We start from the raw sequence: 18836 nt of genomic DNA, 5'->3' as shown, positions 1-18836 counted from the left end.
ATCACATCAGAAGATATAGGGCGCTAAAAAACGCGCGCGCCTAGACGACTCAGTCCTCCATAGTACCTGAACACAAGCCCATTGTCAGCCGTACCTCATCAAAATACCCTTTACCAGACCAGATAAAAACCGTTCTCAAATCGTCATATTACGCCGTTAAAAAAAGCGCTAAGACACAGCTGACTTAACGCTTTTGATAATAATGACCGCTTTTGACACACGAGGCTTGTAGATAATATGTTTCAACAGGATTTTTAGCCAATACCTTTAACCAACACCTTCAGATCATGACTTTAGACCATAAGTTTCACCAACAAGCTGATGGCATTAAGCAATGTTTTGTTTTTGATATTGTTGACGATACGCTTTTGGCGATACACCATAAACACGCTTGAATGCCTGACTAAAGGTGGAGTCTGAGGCATAACCGACCAGCTCACTAATACGGCTAATGCTGTTTTGTTGCAAGCGCAAATAGCGCGCTGCCAGTCGCAACCGGTAATCAATCAAATAGGTCAAGGGCGGCATACCAACCGTATCTTTGAAACGCTGGGCAAAGCTTGAGCGTGACATGCCGGCCGTTTCAGCGAGCTTATGAATGGTCCAACTTTGATTTGGTGCTTCGTGCATCGCTGCCAGCGCTTTGGTCAAAAAAGGATCTTTCATGGCTTTTAGCCAATTTTCTGTGGCCTCAGGCAAGCTTTCGATATACACGCGCAAGCATTCAATCATCATAATACTTGCCCAATGATTGATAATGGCGGTTTTGCCCATGCGCTCACGCTCGGCCTCTAGGGTCAACAGCTTAATTTCAACATCAATGACTTCAAACCTACCCGACTTGTCATTAACTTCAGGTAAGATCGACGGCAACATAGACAATAAAGGCCGGATCATCTCTTTGTCATACCGACACTCAATCAATATCAAAGACGAATTGGATTTGCCATCATCATGACCATCAACAGCAAGCGTGTGATCTTTACAATTGGTCAGTAACTCATCGAGCGGTTTGGCATCGTCGCCATGATGATTCAGTGCATAGCTGACATGCTTATAAGCATTGGGTATCATAATGATATCACCAGCATGCGTTTGACGCAGACCATTACCGACATCAATACAAAAACTACCACTCATGACTAAATAAAATAAAAGCGTGTCTTTTCTGGCGATGGAATAAGACCAATTTCCAGCACAATTCAAACGGTAATACTTGGTATCAAACAAATGCACGTTTTGCAACAATACACTTAATGCGTCCATCCATCACTTCCTCAGTTGTAAAAAGGTCGCTTGCAGCTCGTTACAAAAAATCAAACCTCTACCTGCTACGACTTCAAACTTACTTCATAGATTCAATATTTTTTTAAACTGACTCAATCAAACTGGCTTTAGTAATAATTGTGCCAAAACAAATCACTACTGCCTTAATTTAACGGCGCTTCTCATTTATATACCCGTTAATATTAACACTCTATAACAATTTTTATACTTAATACTCTATGTATTCTCGCTTATAGCAGCGTAATTATCAAACGATAAGGTAATACAATAGCTTTAGGCTTTTAAAAAAGGCATATGATAAGAATAAACCACGCAAAAGACTAGCAAACTTATAGAGCAATAAATGCCCAATAAGTTCATATTTATGAATATACTTAATGCAAAGAAATGAATCGTGCAGACACGCAAAAGTGCCAAAATTGGCAAAGGATTTTTATGGATAGTATGTTTTTATAATCAGATAGGGTGTACAGAAATTAACAACATTTACTGTAGAATAAAATGGGGCGACTGATGGGACTCGAACCCACGACAACCGAGATCACAACCCGGGGCTCTACCAACTGAGCTACAACCGCCATAACTACTGCCAAGGACTGGCAAAATATGCAGGCTAAATGGTGCGCCTGGCAGGATTCGAACCTGCGGCCACCTCCTTAGAAGGGAGATGCTCTATCCAGCTGAGCTACAGGCGCTCTTAGAGGACTTTATATATTCAATTCAGTTTAAAATATAATATATAAAAAACTAAACTATTATACATAAAAAAAAGCCTGTAAGGCTCTTTAAATAGATGGTCGGAGTGATAGGATTCGAACCTACGACCCTCTGGTCCCAAACCAGATGCGCTACCAAACTGCGCCACACTCCGAAATTCTCTATTATCACGATAGTTTGTTAATCAACTGGTTGTTGGCAATGCCGCTAACTGGTTAATGTTCCTCGCTATCGAGGTGCACATATTAAGGGGAAAAGCCAATTGTGTCAACACCTATTTTTGATTAATTTAAAATAATTGCCAAATTATTCTAAAAACACCTATCGCGTGTAAAAAACATGGTGCCAACAAGTCTGACCAACCTTGATACCTGATAACCGTGGGCGAATTATACTATCATAAGATCACTATAAAAAGCGTCAGCGTGGCTGCAACAAATTTTTTGCCGCCTCTGTCAGTGTCATGGTTGAATATTCAACACGCCCTAATGTCTTGTATCGACTTTATATTCTATGTGGGAAGCAAGCCACTATTGATGGTGCCAGTTAAAACATTGAACGGCATCAACCACAACTGTGCCTGACTCGGCTCATCGTCGACATTTTCACTATCGCGGCTGTTTTTATTGTGGCTGTTTTCCTTATGACTGTCATTATGACTTTTATGATAAATGGCTTGCTTAAGCGCCACAGGCTGGCGCTCCTCATCTTGCACCGGATAAACGAGCCAAACCTGCCCTGCTTGGTAAGCCTGCGCGTAACTTGTCAATTGATAGGCATCGCTGGCACTGATGGCGGCCGCGTGAGACAGATGCTTCCATTTAATATCGATGACATGGCTGTAGCTACCTGAGGCTCTAGCGCTAGAGGTATCACGGATACAGGCTTGATACTCAGTGTCACTACTCGCCTTATATATGAGTAAATCTGGACGTATGGACAAGCACGCCTGCCCTGCCTCATCACTGAGCCACACTCGCTGCGTTTGATATAACGGTCGATACTGGCAACTCATTTGAGTAAATGTCGCCGCTATACGCTGACTTGCCCATTGCTCAAATGCCTGATTCATATCAATCAATAGACATAGCCGCAGCTGGCTTACCGTTTTTTTGCAACCATCTTGCGGATCGATACCATGACCTGTCGGTATCTTTGTCTGCTGCAATAGCCAATAACTCAAGTCTAATAGTTGCTGCGCGGCTTGTAATTGCTGGGTGCTAAGGGGTTGAATCATAAGTTCGCGCTTTGCGCGCTGATAGATGGATGTTAGTTGCTGCTTTTCATGAGCTGTCAGCGTAGGTATTTGCTGCCACGCCTGCATAAACTTGGGATAAAGCACTTGAGCGAATAGAGGCGTTAATAACAGCAAGGCACTTTTTATCAATCGATTGCCGAGCATGTTTTGATTTAACACACTGCTCTCACACACAAACTTGTGCGGCTGCATACTGTTGCAACGCAGCTGTTCTTTGATAAGCAAACGGCCTTGTAACGATGACTGGTTGCGAATTTGCGATTGATAATTTTTAATCGGTTGATAATGCGTCAGGCGCTGCACAAACTGCTCGATAAGCCACTCGGACAGTGGCAATGCGGCGATTGATGAAGGCGCAAGTTGATGACTCATTTGGCCCAATTGCTTTGTATTGGGCAACTTACCATGAGATGTGTCATTGCTATTGGTCAAATCGGACAGCATCTGTTGTACCCATTGGCGGGTTCTTCCAATAGTGACCGTTTGCGTGGCCGTATAAGACTGTAGCTGATGCTGCGAGTGACGGTTTTCATTGCTAATAAGTAGCTTTGGCAGTATCTCAAGCGTCATACCGCTGGGCAATAAAATAACGCCGATATAATGTCCGACCTTTAACTGCCATCTCTTTTGTTTGCGCTTGATGGTAAATACCGAAAACTCTTGCGCCATCAACCAGTGAAAGTCAGAGACGCGCGCAAAATCGTGAACAGTTAGACGTTGGTGTTCAAAGACAGTAATAAGGTCAGTACGAGACGCATTGACCTGAGTATGAGGCGTATGACTATTTACATGGCTAGTCTGCCTGTCTGCACGGCTAATTTGCATGGTGGTAAGGACGGCTTTGATAGGATGCCTTGTTATTGATAATCACCAAGTCTCCTTATAAATACAAACGTTGATAGACAGCAAGATTGGCAAATTCACCGGTCTTATTGAGAAGATCCTCATTTATTTTATAGCCTGCTGTGCCCATCGCCTGACCGATAAAGGCGCTTGGTGCTGAATAATTGTGTCCTGAAAAATGCTGTGTGGAAAAATGCGCTTGTTGTCCTGCGTCATAACTATAAGGGTCTGTTTGATTGTCCACACCCTCTACGCTCGCCAATAACATTTGATTGTCTTGAACAAATTGCGCACTCATCGGCTGCTGCTCGTCCTTAAAAATATATTGCAAGGCGGCAACTTGTCCACTTGCGGCTTGCGCCAATTGTGGAATGATTTGTTCAATCAGTGCCACCTGCAATTGCTCAAGCGTATTAATTGACCACAAAAACGCATGACCCAGCTGCGCCTCTGTACCCAACGCTTGGGCAATACGCGTGTTTAAACCCGTTAGTAATTTGGCCAAACTTAGGATTTCTGCTGTACTAGTGGAATTAGCATCTGCACCAAAATAGATACTAGATAATAATTCAGGCTGCGGCGGACAGTCAATAAAACGAAAACGGCGACGCATCGCCATATCTAACGGCGCTAAAGAATGGTCTTGGGTATTCATGGTGGCATAAATATCAACATTGGCAGGCATACTAAAGGCGCGTCCAGAATACGCCAGATTGACCGTCATAGCGTTTGCCATCCCTGCCCGTTTGTCCGTCTCAATAAGGCTTAGCAGCTCGCCAAAGACACGCGAGACATTGGCACGATTGATCTCATCAATCAGTATGGCATAACGCTGATTGGGGTCATTGGCCGCGCGTTGACAGAGTTTTAAAAACGCGCCCTCTTGAATGGCATAGCTCATTTGAGACGGCGCGTTATTTGTCTGTCCATGGTTGCCGTTGTTTGCTTGGTTTGCGGGTGTCATAACGGGACGAATGCCCTCGACAAACTCTTCATAGCCATACGCTTGATGAAAACTGACCATACTAAAACGCTGCTGGCTAAAGCGTTGCTCTTGGTTTTTATGCTGATCTCGCTGCGCCTGCTGCCACTCTGTCAGCTGCTGCGCTAAATCCTCTAATAGCGCGAGGCTTTGGGGCAATAAATGCCATGCGCCGCTAGGGTCTTTATCAAAATACGCTTGGCTGGCTCGATTCTTATGTATCACCGTTTTTGAATCCGTTGGGCTGTGCATTTGTAGTACAGACCACGCGGTATTGCTCAAATGGTTCTCACGCGCTTTTTGCGCCGCTTTTGCGATAAAAAACTCATGATTGACAATTTCGGGTACTTTGACCAAATCCTGCTTATTGGATTGAAAGTCCAATAATATTAAGCACACCACTTCACGCCAGCTAAGCGATTGCAACAGCTGCGTAAGCAAATCCTCATGACTTGCTTTTGGCAGATACTCGGTGTAGTTTTGCGCGATTTGTAGCAGTTTATAGGTTTTACCCGTTCCAGCAACGCCTGTATAAATGATATTGATCGGCTTATGATACGGCATGTCAGGCATAGCATTATCCAGCAGTAAACAAAGAGGTGAAAAATAGATGACGTACGCTAAAATCGATTCATTATAACGTGGCTCATCGCCCAGTATCTAGCAATGCCGAATCTCATCATGATAAGCCTAACGATGATAAATCTAGCCATAGCTGATCTTTGACAAATCCGTAGGTGTTAGTAAGGTAGATCAGTCACATAATTACGTTATGGGGTTTCATGGGCGCAGCAGTTCATGGTAATAATGGTCGATGCGCAGCCGTTGAGGTAACATAGAAGCTGAGGCAAACAGCGACAGTAGCCTCTTGGATAAAGCTTGCGAGATCGTGGCTATGCTAAATTATTAGCATTGATCATGCCCTATTAGATAAAGCTATCGGCTAAAGGCGCTAGGCACCTTATTAGTCAACGCTGCTAGTGAAAGTTAGTAGTAACAGTTATTAGTTAACGTCTAAGCCTCGGCTATCTATCTACTCCGCCATGTACTCACTACTGAATCACCAAAATAGTCAAACCATGTCAACTTAAGGATTTTTGTATGTCAGGATTACTTAAAAAACTGCCCAGCAAACTGACCGATAAACTACCAGCCAAAGTCTCTGACAATACAAGATTGCCAGTCGAAAAACCAAGCACCACCCTCAAGCCCATCAACAACCAATTCACCAAGCTGTTATCTGTCACTAAGTACTTACCTGCCAGCGCGCGCTCAAGCATCTTATCCAAGGCATTTGGCAAAGTGGTGCCATACGTGGGCACCACTGGCGTTTATTATGAAACCGTCGAACCCAACCAAGTGGTCGTGAGCTTAAATAACAATAAATCTGTACAAAACCATATCGGTTCTGTCCATGCGGTTGCCATCACTTTGCTTGCTGAAACAGCGACGGGTTTTATTTTGGGGCTAAATCTGCCGTCTGATCGTGTGCTACTGATCAAGTCTTATTCGGTCAATTTTTATCGTCCGATTAAAAAAGGACAGATAGCGGCCATCTCAAGCTTATCTGATGAGCAGCGCTTAGATATTTTAAACACGCCAAAAGGTGAGATGGTGATACCTTGCGTCATTCATGACCGTGAATCTGATAGTGAACGCGATCCTATCGTGGTTGAGATGACATGGGCGTGGATACCCAAATCGGAACTAGAGGCACGCCGTCAAGGTAAAACAGAAGACAAGTCTACGGGTATCAAAACTGATACTGATACTGATACTGACATCGACACTGACGATAAAGCGAATAATGACCAATAATAAAACGAGTCGCGAAACTGAGCAAATCGTTAGACCCATAAATTCCGCTGCAAACTCGTAGCGGATTTGGCATAATCAAAAACACTGTACGACTTGCTTTATCGCACGTTTCGGGCAGCGATACCCAAAACACTTATAATAAGGAGACAATGATGTCCAAAACTGCTCATATCTTTGGCAACCAATTATCTAAAGCATTGCTTATAAGTGCCTGTGCGCTAAGCTTGTCAATCAGTGCCAATGCGGCGCCAGCGATGAGTACAACGAATACGGCTACGACCGCCAAATCCAGCCCTGTATTTTTGGGTGATGGCGGTGATTATCCTTTGTCAGAAGCGGTGCGCGTCGGCAATACCTTATACCTGTCTGGTCAGATTGGCTTTAAAAATGGCAAGCTTGCCAAGGGCGGCATCAAAGCCGAAACCAAACAAGCGCTAGATAACATCAATGCCATCTTATTAAAATACGGCTACCAAAAGACAGATATCGTTAAATGCATGGCAATGCTCACTGATATGGATGATTTTGACGACTTCAATAAAGTCTATACGGCTGAAATGGCGAAGCCCTACCCTATACGTTCTGCCTTTGGCGTTTCAGAGTTGGCCGCTGGCGCGAGTGTGGAAGTTGAATGCATGGCGGTAAAATAGCTTATAGTCAATCCTAAATAAAAAAAGGTCGTTTATTATCACGCGCTACTGAAACAAATTTTTCTTGCTTGCTGTGCCTTCGCAGACAGAGGCTGCGCAAAATTTATCTCAGCAGCGCTGTATTTATTTTATAGTGGATCAACGATATCTATTAAAAGCTGCCCATAAAAAAGTCGTCCTTAAAAACCATTATTAGCTAAAGACAGCTAGCCAGTAATGGTTGGCCAATGAGGGTTAGCTAATGATTTCTTCATCCGTAAGCACGCTCTCTTTCGTCACTCGTAATACTTCCTCGAGCGTCGTCCGTCCTTCTATCACCTTACGTAACCCATCGGCACGAATCGATGGGGTTTGCTCGCGCGCGTATGTTTCTAACTCATACTCCGCGATATTGCTGTGAATCATCCGGCGCAAGGTATCATCAATAGGCACGACCTCATAGATCGCGGTCCGTCCTCTAAACCCTGATTGATTGCATTTATCACAGCCGACTGGCTTGGGTAGGTTAATCGTTTGACCTCTCGATGCCTCAACACCTAATCCAATACCAATTTCGGTAAACAGTTTGGCTTGCTCTGGGTCTGCCGTTTTCCAGCCATGACAATGGGTACAAAGGGTACGAACCAGACGCTGCGCCACCACGCCAATGAGTGAGGATGATAATAAAAACGGCTCAACACCCATATCTTGCAAACGCGTGACCGCACCAATGGCGGTATTGGTATGTAGCGTTGATAGCACCAAATGCCCTGTCAAAGACGCTTGTACCGCGATTTCGGCTGTCTCCAAATCACGAATCTCACCCACCATCACCACATCGGGATCTTGACGCAGCATCGCGCGCAAACTCTTGGCAAAGGTCATATCAACCTTGTTGTTAACTTGCGTTTGCCCAATACCATCGAGCTGAAACTCAATCGGATCTTCAGCCGTCAAAATATTGCGGGTCTGATCGTTTAAGTCCGTCAATGCCGAATACAGCGTGGTGGTTTTACCTGAACCCGTCGGTCCTGTCACCAAAATAATACCATGTGGACGATGGATCAAGCGCTTAAGCTCACTATAATCACTATCAGACAAGCCCAAATAAGTCATGTTTAATCGACCAGCTTGTTTGTCTAACAAGCGCATCACGACGCGCTCGCCAAAGCTTGAGGGCAATGTCGATACCCGCACATCGACCTCACGGCCTGCCAATCTCAGGCTGATACGGCCATCTTGCGGTACCCGCTTTTCGGCGATATCTAGCTTTGCCATGACCTTAATACGCGATACCAATAATGGTGCCAATTGGCGTTTCGGGGTGATAATTTCTTTCAATTCACCATCGACACGAAAGCGCACGACCAATCGCTTCTCAAAGGTTTCGATATGAATGTCTGACGCACTCAGACGTATCGCCTCCGACAACAGCGCGTTAATCAGACGGATGATAGGCGCATCATCTTGTTGATCCATCAAATCTTCGGTTTCAGGCACACTGTCTGCCAAACTATCCAGATCTGGATGATCCTCAAGGCCAGCGGCAATATGCTGCGACTCGCCCGTATTACCCGCATAAGCAGCATTCATGCGCCTTTCAAAGTCGTCCGAGCTGATGCTTTCATAGGTTGGCACAGCGCGCACGCCCTGCTGCTGTAAAAAGCGCACCGCTTCGTTGATCGCGGATAAAGGCGTGGCTTTGGTCAGTACTAACGTTGGGGGCAGCTCAGGATCGATCGCAAGTATGACCAAAATCTGATGGCGTTTCGCAAAACTGTACGGCAGTTGCAGCATAAAGACGACCTGATAGATAAGAGTGATGTCAAAAAGAAAATCGTGCCACAGCACCGTAAATGCACGTCGCCGGACTGACTAAACCAAAAAGTTGCAAGTAAGATTGCATGAGTTTGTTATAATAGCATTTTGTGTGAAACGCGTCGTATTTTATGTGGAGAGTGTGGCTTGTCTGTCATTTTCCATAAGATTTATGGTAGCAGTGCCAGAACAACAAAGCGTGAGACCAACACGCGATTGTTTATTTTACTGACAGTGCGTTACTATTATCGATGATGCTCGTTTTATACCATTAAGACAATTTATTGTCGCTTGTCTTTCATTTTGCTCGCTATTAGGATGTTCCGTTATGTCAGAGAATATTAGCACCACTACCAACCCGGCACCACTTTTACAAGATACATTTACTGTCGGTAGTCGCACCTTTTCCTCTAGGCTATTAGTAGGAACTGGCAAGTATAAGGATATGACTGAGACTGGGAACGCCATTGCTGCATCAGCCGCGGAAATTGTAACCGTCGCCATTCGTCGTACCAATATTGGTCAAAATAGTGATGAGCCCAATCTGCTCGATGTCATCTCTCCTGACAAATACACCATATTGCCCAACACAGCAGGTTGTTTTGATGCAGAAACGGCGATTCGTACCTGCAAACTGGCACGCGAGCTATTGGGCGGCCATAATCTAGTAAAACTCGAAGTATTGGGAGATGAAAAAACCCTTTATCCTAACGTGACCGAAACGTTAAAAGCGGCCAAAGTATTGATAGACGATGGTTTTGAAGTCATGGTTTATACATCGGATGACCCGATTGTCGCCCAAGAGCTAGAAAGCATGGGCTGTGTGGCAATCATGCCACTGGGGAGCTTGATTGGTTCAGGTCTCGGTCTGCTCAATCGCCACACCTTAAGCCTCATTATTGAAAACGCCAAAGTACCTGTATTGGTCGATGCTGGTGTGGGTACAGCTTCTGATGCAGCGATGGCGATGGAGCTTGGTTGTGATGGTGTCTTGATGAATTCAGCCATTGCCAACGCCCAAAACCCTGTAATGATGGCACACGCGATGAAGCATGCGATCTGGGCAGGTCGTGCTGCGTTTTTGGCAGGTCGTATGCCGATGCGCAAGATGGCGACAGCAAGCTCACCGCAGACAGGGTACTTTTTTCAATAAATTTGTATCCAATCTCTGTTCATAAAAACCCGGTTATACCATAACAATAAAAAAAAGAGACTGCGCGGATTTATATCAAGCGTCTCTTTTTAATAACCATTTGATAATTGAGTAATGAATAGCGATGAGTGAATGGCGATGAATGACGTTTTCTTGTTCAATTTATCATTGTAAAAGGATTTATTATGCGACTTCTCACAGCAGTCGATCAGTTGTTCTTATTTCTTGAGTCGCGTAAACAGCCCATGCATGTGGGCGGCTTGTTTTTATTTGAATTGCCTGAGGCGGCGGACAGCGATTTTGTCTATCAATTGGTCAAGCAAATGCAAGACTCGGATGTGCCGCCAAGCTTTCCTTTTAATCAGGTGTTAGAGCACTTATTATTTTGGAAAAAAGACAAGAATTTTGATGTTGAGCATCACTTTCATCACGTCGCACTGCCAAGTCCTGCCCGCGTCCGTGAGCTGTTGATGTATATCTCAAGAGAACACGGGCGTCTGTTAGATCGCGCGATGCCATTGTGGGAATGTCACATCATTGAAGGCATTCAACCAGAAACTGAGCACAGTCCTGAGCGTTTTGCCTTATATTTTAAGATTCATCACTCTTTGGTCGATGGCATCGCGGCCATGCGTTTGGTACAAAAATCGCTGTCACAGTCATCAACTGAGCCGGTCACGCTGCCGGTATGGTCACTGATGACGCGTCATCGTAATCAAGTCAACGCCATGCTTCCTGTTCAAAAGTCTGTCAGACACATTCTCAAAGAGCAGATATCGACCATCAAACCCGTCTTCACAGAACTATTAGACAATTTTAAAAATTATGGCGATGATGGCTACGTGGGTACGTTTGATGCGCCCATGAGCATTTTGAACACGCGTATTTCAGCCTCACGGCGCATAGCTGCCCAGTCGTATAATATACAACGCTTTTACGATATTGCCGACAGATTAAACATCAGCAAAAACGATGTGGTACTGGCCGTATGTTCAGGCGCTATTCGTCAATACCTAATCTCGATGGGTGCGCTACCAAGCAAACCCTTAATTGCTTTTGTGCCAATGTCGCTGCGTACCGATCAGAGTATCGCAGGCAACCAGCTGTCATTTGTTTTGGCCAATTTGGGTACTCATCTGGACAATCCATTGCAAAGGATTAAGCTGATTCATCGCAGTATGAACAACGGCAAACGTCGATTCCGCCGCATGAATCAGGCGCAAGTCATCAACTACAGCATCATTGCTTATGCGTGGGAAGGGATCAATTTGGCAACGAGCTTGTTTCCTAAAAAACAAGCTTTTAACCTTATTATCTCTAACGTTCCTGGCTCTGAAAAGCCGTTGTATTGGAACGGTGCGCGCTTGCAGTCTTTATATCCTGCCTCGATCGTATTCAACGGCCAAGCCATGAACATTACCTTTGCCAGTTATTTGGACAAGATTGAGTTTTGTATCACCGCTTGCAGCAAAACCTTACCGCATGTGCAAGACATGCTGACGCTGATAGACAAAGAGTTGACGCTGTTAGAAACTGTCAGTAAAGAGCTGGCGCTTCAAGGCATCACAGTTGAAGACAAATTTGACCACTCAACAAAAAAGCTGGCTCCATAACGGAACCAGCTTTTTACACCTATCATTTTTTGATAACAGCGCTTGCTAATCTAACGATTCAGATAAAAAACACCATGTGACTGGTATAAATTTTGCGTCGCCTCTGTATCAGCCGCACGCAAGAAAAATTGATATCAGTCGCACACGCTTATTAACGTAACGATTTTATTTTAAGCGGCTTATAGCGCATCGCCCCATGAAGGCACAACGATTTGCATCAAAGGTTTGAGCAGTTTGACATTACAAGCAAAGATAGAGCCTGAGGTCATAGAGTTGTGAGCGCCTGTGTGATCGACCACCACACCGCGGGCTTCGGTCACGATAAGCTCACCCGCTGCGATATCCCAAGGCTTGATAGACATCTCAAAATAACCGTCAAAACGACCAGCCGCCACGTAGCATAAGTCTAGCGCTGCTGAACCCAAACGGCGCACTTGACCGCCTGCTTCAGATATCTTTTGTAAGCTTTCAAAATGCTCTTTAGCATAAGAAATCACTTCACCGTTGCGCTTACGCTCAAGCGGATGACCCGTGGTAAATAGACCACCATCGAGCGTTTTGCGTTCGCTTACATTGATGCGGCGCTGATTTAGACGCGCGCCTTTACCGCGGCTGGCAGAGAACATCTCATCACGAACTGGATCATAGATAACGCCGTGTTGCGTTACCCCTTTGTGCTGCACCGCGATCGACACACAAAATTGCGGCACGCCATGAACGAAGTTTTTGGTGCCATCTAGCGGATCGATAATCCAGCACCAGTCCGCATCTTCACCGCGGCCTTCTTGCATACCAAACTCTTCACCCAAAAATGAATGGTTTGGGTAGCTGGCTTTTAGCGTCTCAATAGTTAGCTCTTCGCTAAAGCGATCAATACGCGTAACCAAACCATCAAGACCTTTAGATTCAATATCTAACTCGATTTTGTGACGGTTTTGATGAGCATATAAAATCTCTTTACCAACTTTTTCAGCAGTACGCGCTGCGATGACGACCATGGGTTCCATAAATAACCTATTTGTTTGAGGAATGAATAAAAATAATAAGACCAACTCTGTGCCCACAACATGCCAATCAGCCGCCGCATCACACCGTACCTAAACACTGTACCTAACACACACTGTATTTATGCGATTTAAAAAACGTACCTTTTAAAACGTTCTTCTTAAAATGACAATCGCATTATACTAAAATTGTTCGACAAAAACGAAAAAACCATGACGCGCATCAAACCAATGATGGTTAAACCAACCATATGTTGATGGTCATCGCACTACGTAAGTTGTAAAAAAGTCAGCACCTACGGCTAGTAGGCGTTTGCTCTATCATCCGTTCTAAATACAGTAAATACAAATGCACAAACATGATAACGTGTGATGAAGATAAATTCTTCTTGCTTGCGGCGCCATTACAGACGGAGGCTGCAGCAAATTTATCTTAGTCGCTCTGTATTTATTTTATAGCGGATCGAGCTTTTATTTATTAAAACCCATGCTCAATAATAATAATGAGCGTGGCAAATCTTATGTTATTTACGACAGCAGCTTTTTTAGCTGCGCGGTGACGCCATCAACGTCTAAACCACTATCAGCCCATTGCTCCACTTGTGATCCATGAGCGATAAAACGATCAGGAATGCCTATATTGCAAATCGCGGGGCGACTGTGCTGAAAGGCCACCGACTCGTTGAGCAAGTATTCGTTCACCGCACTACCCGCGCCGCCCATAATCATATGCTCTTCTAACGTTGCAATATGAGTGATGCCTTGCGTCAAGAGTGTCTCTAATAGTGCCGAATCTAAAGGCTTCACCCAGCGCATATTGACCACCTGCACCTGACAGTCCCATTCGCGCTCAGTGATAAGGCTTTCGGCTGCCTGCTGAGCAGTTGCAACCATGGTGCCAAAGGCCAATAGTGCCAGTTTTTTGGGTGCCGCATCGCTGCCAAGCACAGACTCTACCACTGCCTCACCTATATTATATGTCTGAGCGGGCTGCTCAATGACAGCGCCAGTGCCCGCGCCGCGCGGATAACGTACCGCCGTACAACCTTCGTACTCATAGCAGGTATTGAGCAAATGGTAGCACTCGTTCTCATTTTTTGGCGCGGCAATCAACATGTTGGGCACGCAGCGTAAGAACGCAAAGTCAAACACGCCTGCATGAGTGGCGCCATCTTCGCCGACCAACCCTGCGCGGTCAATGGCAAACATCACATCTAGATTCTGTAACGCCACATCGTGAATCAGCTGATCGTAACCACGCTGCAAGAACGTCGAGTAAATCGCCACAATAGGCTTAACCCCTTGCGTTGCCATACCAGCCGCTAGTGTGACCGCATGTTGCTCTGCAATGGCCACATCAAAAAAACGCTCTGGAAACTGACGCGCAAAGTCGATCATTCCTGAGCCTTCTTCCATAGCAGGCGTGATGGCAAGCAGTTTATCGTCTGTATTCGCTTTGTCGCACAAAAACTGTCCAAACACCTGGGAGTATTTTAGAGCAGGTTTTTTATCGGTGGCTGTTTTTTTAGCAGCGCTTTGATTGCTATCGCTTTGCATCTCTTCAGGCAATTTACTGATTGCATGATAGCCAACCGGATCCAATTCGGCGGGTGCAAAGCCTTTGCCTTTGGTCGTATAAATGTGGACCAAAACGGGCCCTTTTAACTGCTTGGCAATTGATAAAACCCGCAACAGTTCAGGAATATCGTGACCATCAAAAGGGCCAAAATAAGTAAACCCAATGGCCTTAAATAAATTGTCTTCTAGCTGAGGAACATCACGCATCTCTTTGTGACGTTTACGGCGATCAAACGTTTGCATATCAGGGCGGCGACATAAAATAGGCGCGCCTGTATCAGAGATATCAACCTGATAGCCTGATTCCCAAAGCGTGGCCAAATGGCGTGAAAAACCGCCAATAGAACACGAAATCGACATGTCGTTGTCGTTTAAAATCACCAAAAGATCGGCATTTTGCTGTACTGCATCATTCATGGCTTCAAACGCCATGCCACCAGTCATCGCGCCATCACCAATAATACAAGCAACGGTTTGCGTGCGTCCTTGATAACGTAGCGCTAGGCTCATGCCCAACCCTGCCGAAATAGAGGTAGAAGAATGCCCGACACCGAAAGTATCGTATTCAGATTCTGCACGCTCAGGAAAAGCAGTCAGACCATCTTTTGAGCGGATAGTGCCGATCTGATCACGGCGACCCGTCAATACCTTGTGAGCATAAGCCTGATGGCCCACGTCCCAAACGATTTGATCAGCGGGTGCTTCTAACAAATAATGTAAGGCAATGGTCAATTCAACCACGCCTAGATTGGCGCCAAAATGGCCGCCACTTTGTCCCGCCGAATACAACAAAAAAAGACGCAGCTCATCAGCCAACGTCATCAGTTGCGTGGTCGTTAAACCATTAAGATCAGAGGGGCTGGCGATACCATCAAGCAGTGGCGTCTGAGGACGCACGCGCGGTATCACCGTATAAGTTTGCTGTAAATTCGACAGCTGGGCAGCAGAATCAATGGCTGACTCAGATACGGAATGAGACTGTGGGGAAGAAGGTGACTGCTGCATAAACCGTACGATACCTACCAATCTGCTGACAAGACGTTGTCTTAGCGCATGACGCTAACCAAGCGACGTCAATAATATCTACACCATTATTGATGTAATTGACCATATAATTATTTAGGCAACTTTATAGATGCCTGTGGCTGCTAGCTGAGATGTTTATAAAAACAAATGCACTGTCACCACGGACAGCGATAGATCATAGCTATAACGCTTCAATGCCGGGGGTTGATATTATGCCTTATTCTTTGGCATCAATATCGGATGTTAGTGACGACATAGTTTAGTGACGACATAGTAATGTAAGGACAAAGACTTGTCACTGTATCCGTCAAAATAGTATGGCATAATAGCATTTTTTTTTAATTGTCGCTTTAATCATCGTGCGCCGTTTGTGAACTTTGTGTGTTTTTATCATAACGACAATGAACCCGTGGCCTCTACGAACAGGTTATACTGTTCACTCTAACGTATCTAAAAAATAATGTGTCTAGGATCACATCGCTGTTTAATGTGGTTATAACCCATCTGCTACCGACACAATTATCGGCTTATGTAGGACATTAATGTCATATCAATTTATCACCAGTGCCAAACTACCCACTCGTCATGGCGAGTTTGATATTCACATCTTTGAAAACGATGAGGGTCAAGAGCATGTCATGCTGACCGTCGGTTTGTCGGCGGTCGATCAAAATACAGACGATGTTGCCTTGTCTCATCACTTGCCTAATAGCTTGTCTAGTAGCTTGTCTCATAAAGATGCGGCATCAAATCAAAACGATGAGGCACTAGCAAAGCGGCCGATTCCGTTGATTCGTATTCATTCTGAGTGCCTAACGGGCGACGCCTTCAGCTCTTTAAAATGTGACTGTGGCCCGCAGCTCAATACCGCAATGCAGGCAATTCAAGAGACGGGATGCGGGGCGATTTTGTATTTGCGTCAAGAAGGTCGCGGTATTGGGCTTACCAATAAGATTCGCGCTTACGCCCTTCAAGACCAAGGCCATGATACGTTGGACGCCAATCTCATGTTAGGCTTACCTGCTGACGCGCGCATCTATGATATGTGCGGGCCGATGCTTGCGCACGTTGGCGTTCAGGCCGTCCGACTCATCACCAACAATCCAGATAAAGTTGCGTATTTGACAGAGCACGGTATTGACGTCATCGAACGCGTGCCATTAGTGGTCGGCGTGAATGATATGAATGCTGAATATCTAGCGACCAAACGTGATCGCATGGGACACTTACTGGATAAAGACTTCAATACCGCCATACACCTCAATAAATAAACGGATATTTTATGAATATTCCAAAGATAGACGATACCCAAAACTCCACCGCGGACTCAGCAGTGACCCCGACCCATCTTGATATCATGCGTGTGCGTGAATTTTTAGTCGATTTGCAAGCGCGTATCTGCCAAGCGTTAGAAGCGCAAGAACGCGCGGGCGGTGGCGATGCAACCTTTGTTCCTGATGACTGGGAGCGCCCTGAAGGCGGCGGTGGTCGATCAAACGTGTTGGCGAATGGCACAGTGATTGAAAAAGCAGGCGTGATGTTCAGTCATATTCACGTTCATAACTTGCCTGCCTCAGCAACAGCACGTCACCCCGATATCGCTGGTCGAAAAGCTCAGGCCATGGGCGTCTCTTTGGTGGTTCATCCCACCAATCCAAACGTTCCAACCAGCCATGCCAATGTACGCCTTTTTGTGGCTGAAGCGGCGGGCGAAGATCCTATTTGGTGGTTTGGTGGCGGTTTTGATTTGACGCCGTTTTATCCGGTGCTTAGCGATTGTGTGCATTGGCATCAAGTCTGCCATGATCTGTGCGCCCCTTTTGGTGATACTGTCTATCCTGATTTCAAACAGTGGTGCGATGAGTATTTTCACTTGCGTCACCGTGATGAGCAGCGCGGTATCGGCGGTTTATTCTACGATGATGTCAATATAGAGAGCCGCGGCTGGGACTTTGCAACCTGCTTTGACTTTATGAAAGCCGTCGGCAACGGCTACCTTGAGGGCATCTTGCCAATTTTTGAGGCACGTAAAGACACGCCTTATACCGAAGAGCAGCGGGCGTTTCAACTTTATCGTCGCGGACGCTATGTGGAGTACAATCTTGTCTACGATCGCGGTACGTTATTTGGTCTGCAAAGCAATGGACGAATTGAATCTATCTTGGTCAGTATGCCACCGCTTGCCAGCTGGCATTATCGCTTAGAACCAGCCGAAGGAACGCCTGAATTTGAGTTGACTGATTATTATCTAAAGCCGCGTGATTGGCTGGCGCTTTAACACGTTGATGCTTTAAACATTATTGATAAAGTCAGCTATGTTAGCTGGCTTTATTTTTATGCGCTTAATAGCACATATAGTTGGTTATGCCCCTATTACGATGCTATAACAACTATCTTAACTATTGTTGCTTCAATAACGGTTACAATACCCATTATTCTTTGAAAAAGCACTTTAGAAGTGACAGTCCTTCTAAAGGATGCGGCAGTAATTCTATTCATAATAATATTTTAATATCAGGCTAGCATTTGCAAGCCAGCCTATTATTAGCCATCGTTAAAGGAGTAATTTTTATGGCACAGGTTCGTACCCAAAAATCATTGAAGTCGGTCTTTGGCATCAGTTTGATGGCAGCGGCTTTGACGCTATCTGCCTGTAGCAGTCCAGCAACCGATACTGATGTAAAAACCCGTCAAGACAGTATGAAAAGCTGGGGTGATGCTGTGGGTGTCATGGGCGATATGATCAAAACACCTGACATGTTTGATGCAGCGGTGTTCAAAGAGCAAGCGGCTTTTTTGGCGGATGACGCCGCCACGCCGTGGAGTCATTTTGCAAACCAAGACGCCGCTGGTAATGCCACTGAAGCCGTTTGGTCAAATGCTGATGGTTTTAGTAGCGAGGCTGACAACTTTCAAAAAGTCACGGCTGAATTAAATGCGGCGGCACAAACAGCAACCAGCGCCGCTGATGTGGCACCTGCCTTTGGTCAAGTAGGTGAAAGCTGCAAATCCTGTCACACAGAGTTTAGAGTCAAAAACAATTAATAGTGTTGATGATATGATATAAAAAACCGCCGCATCATTTGATGGGGCGGTTTTTTTTGGTGTCT

Annotated in this window: 13 protein-coding genes and 3 tRNA genes; 7 read left to right on the top strand and 9 right to left on the bottom strand. The window is 45.3% G+C overall.

Annotated features, from left to right (window positions below):
• Window positions 1–327: 327 nt before the first annotated feature.
• The 6 genes from AAJP47_RS05660 to AAJP47_RS05635 form a co-directional block, all read right to left on the bottom strand.
• Window positions 328–1266: an AraC family transcriptional regulator gene (locus AAJP47_RS05660; protein WP_346716923.1), complete on the bottom strand. Its 939-nt coding sequence runs from the start codon at window positions 1264–1266 to the stop codon at window positions 328–330.
• A gap of 523 nt (window positions 1267–1789) precedes the next feature.
• Window positions 1790–1865, bottom strand: a tRNA-His gene (locus AAJP47_RS05655).
• A gap of 40 nt (window positions 1866–1905) precedes the next feature.
• Window positions 1906–1982, bottom strand: a tRNA-Arg gene (locus AAJP47_RS05650).
• A 99-nt stretch (window positions 1983–2081) separates the two neighbouring features.
• Window positions 2082–2158 (bottom strand) — tRNA-Pro (locus tag AAJP47_RS05645).
• Between the two features lie 357 nt (window positions 2159–2515).
• Window positions 2516–4087: an McrC family protein gene (locus AAJP47_RS05640; RefSeq protein WP_346716922.1), complete on the bottom strand. Its 1572-nt coding sequence runs from the start codon at window positions 4085–4087 to the stop codon at window positions 2516–2518.
• 55 nt (window positions 4088–4142) lie between these two features.
• Window positions 4143–5660 (bottom strand): McrB family protein, encoded by a 1518-nt coding sequence (locus tag AAJP47_RS05635; protein WP_346716921.1) that lies wholly within the window; start codon window positions 5658–5660, stop codon window positions 4143–4145.
• Window positions 5661–6188: 528 nt separating this feature from the next.
• On the opposite strand from AAJP47_RS05635, the gene AAJP47_RS05630 reads away from it, so the two are divergent.
• Both AAJP47_RS05630 and AAJP47_RS05625 read left to right on the top strand, forming a co-directional pair.
• The gene (locus tag AAJP47_RS05630; RefSeq protein ID WP_346716920.1) at window positions 6189–6905 is read left to right on the top strand and encodes a DUF4442 domain-containing protein; all 717 of its coding nucleotides are present in this window, start codon (window positions 6189–6191) and stop codon (window positions 6903–6905) included.
• A gap of 152 nt (window positions 6906–7057) precedes the next feature.
• Complete coding sequence (locus tag AAJP47_RS05625; RefSeq protein ID WP_346716919.1) at window positions 7058–7555, top strand: RidA family protein; 498 nt, start codon at window positions 7058–7060, stop codon at window positions 7553–7555.
• Window positions 7556–7789: 234 nt separating this feature from the next.
• Here AAJP47_RS05625 and gspE read toward each other — a convergent pair whose 3' ends face one another.
• Window positions 7790–9331 (bottom strand): type II secretion system ATPase GspE, encoded by a 1542-nt coding sequence (gene gspE, locus AAJP47_RS05620; protein WP_346716918.1) that lies wholly within the window; start codon window positions 9329–9331, stop codon window positions 7790–7792.
• Between the two features lie 349 nt (window positions 9332–9680).
• Between gspE and AAJP47_RS05615 the strand changes: the two genes are divergently transcribed.
• Together AAJP47_RS05615 and AAJP47_RS05610 are read left to right on the top strand one after the other, a co-directional pair.
• The gene (locus AAJP47_RS05615; RefSeq protein ID WP_346716917.1) at window positions 9681–10505 is read left to right on the top strand and encodes a thiazole synthase; all 825 of its coding nucleotides are present in this window, start codon (window positions 9681–9683) and stop codon (window positions 10503–10505) included.
• Between the two features lie 185 nt (window positions 10506–10690).
• The gene (locus AAJP47_RS05610) at window positions 10691–12118 is read left to right on the top strand and encodes a WS/DGAT/MGAT family O-acyltransferase (protein WP_346716916.1); all 1428 of its coding nucleotides are present in this window, start codon (window positions 10691–10693) and stop codon (window positions 12116–12118) included.
• Between the two features lie 179 nt (window positions 12119–12297).
• Here AAJP47_RS05610 and AAJP47_RS05605 read toward each other — a convergent pair whose 3' ends face one another.
• Both AAJP47_RS05605 and dxs read right to left on the bottom strand, forming a co-directional pair.
• Entirely contained in the window at window positions 12298–13125 is an 828-nt protein-coding gene (locus AAJP47_RS05605; protein WP_346716915.1) for an inositol monophosphatase family protein, read from the bottom strand.
• Between the two features lie 525 nt (window positions 13126–13650).
• The gene (dxs, locus tag AAJP47_RS05600; RefSeq protein WP_346716914.1) at window positions 13651–15705 is read right to left on the bottom strand and encodes a 1-deoxy-D-xylulose-5-phosphate synthase; all 2055 of its coding nucleotides are present in this window, start codon (window positions 15703–15705) and stop codon (window positions 13651–13653) included.
• 563 nt (window positions 15706–16268) lie between these two features.
• Between dxs and ribA the strand changes: the two genes are divergently transcribed.
• From ribA to AAJP47_RS05585, 3 genes are all read left to right on the top strand, one after another.
• Window positions 16269–16997 carry a GTP cyclohydrolase II gene (ribA, locus tag AAJP47_RS05595; protein WP_346716913.1) on the top strand — a complete coding sequence of 243 codons (729 nt, stop codon included), beginning with the start codon at window positions 16269–16271 and terminating at the stop codon, window positions 16995–16997.
• Between the two features lie 11 nt (window positions 16998–17008).
• Window positions 17009–18004 (top strand): oxygen-dependent coproporphyrinogen oxidase, encoded by a 996-nt coding sequence (gene hemF, locus AAJP47_RS05590; protein WP_346716912.1) that lies wholly within the window; start codon window positions 17009–17011, stop codon window positions 18002–18004.
• Between the two features lie 293 nt (window positions 18005–18297).
• A complete protein-coding gene (locus AAJP47_RS05585) occupies window positions 18298–18771 on the top strand; it encodes a c-type cytochrome (protein ID WP_346716911.1) in 474 nt (157 codons plus the stop codon).
• Window positions 18772–18836 lie beyond the last annotated feature (65 nt).

The organism is Psychrobacter halotolerans (genome assembly GCF_039680845.1).
In the GTDB taxonomy this organism is placed as follows: domain Bacteria; phylum Pseudomonadota; class Gammaproteobacteria; order Pseudomonadales; family Moraxellaceae; genus Psychrobacter.
Note: the sequence above shows the minus strand (reverse complement) of the source record. Positions and strands in the feature narration are given on the sequence as shown.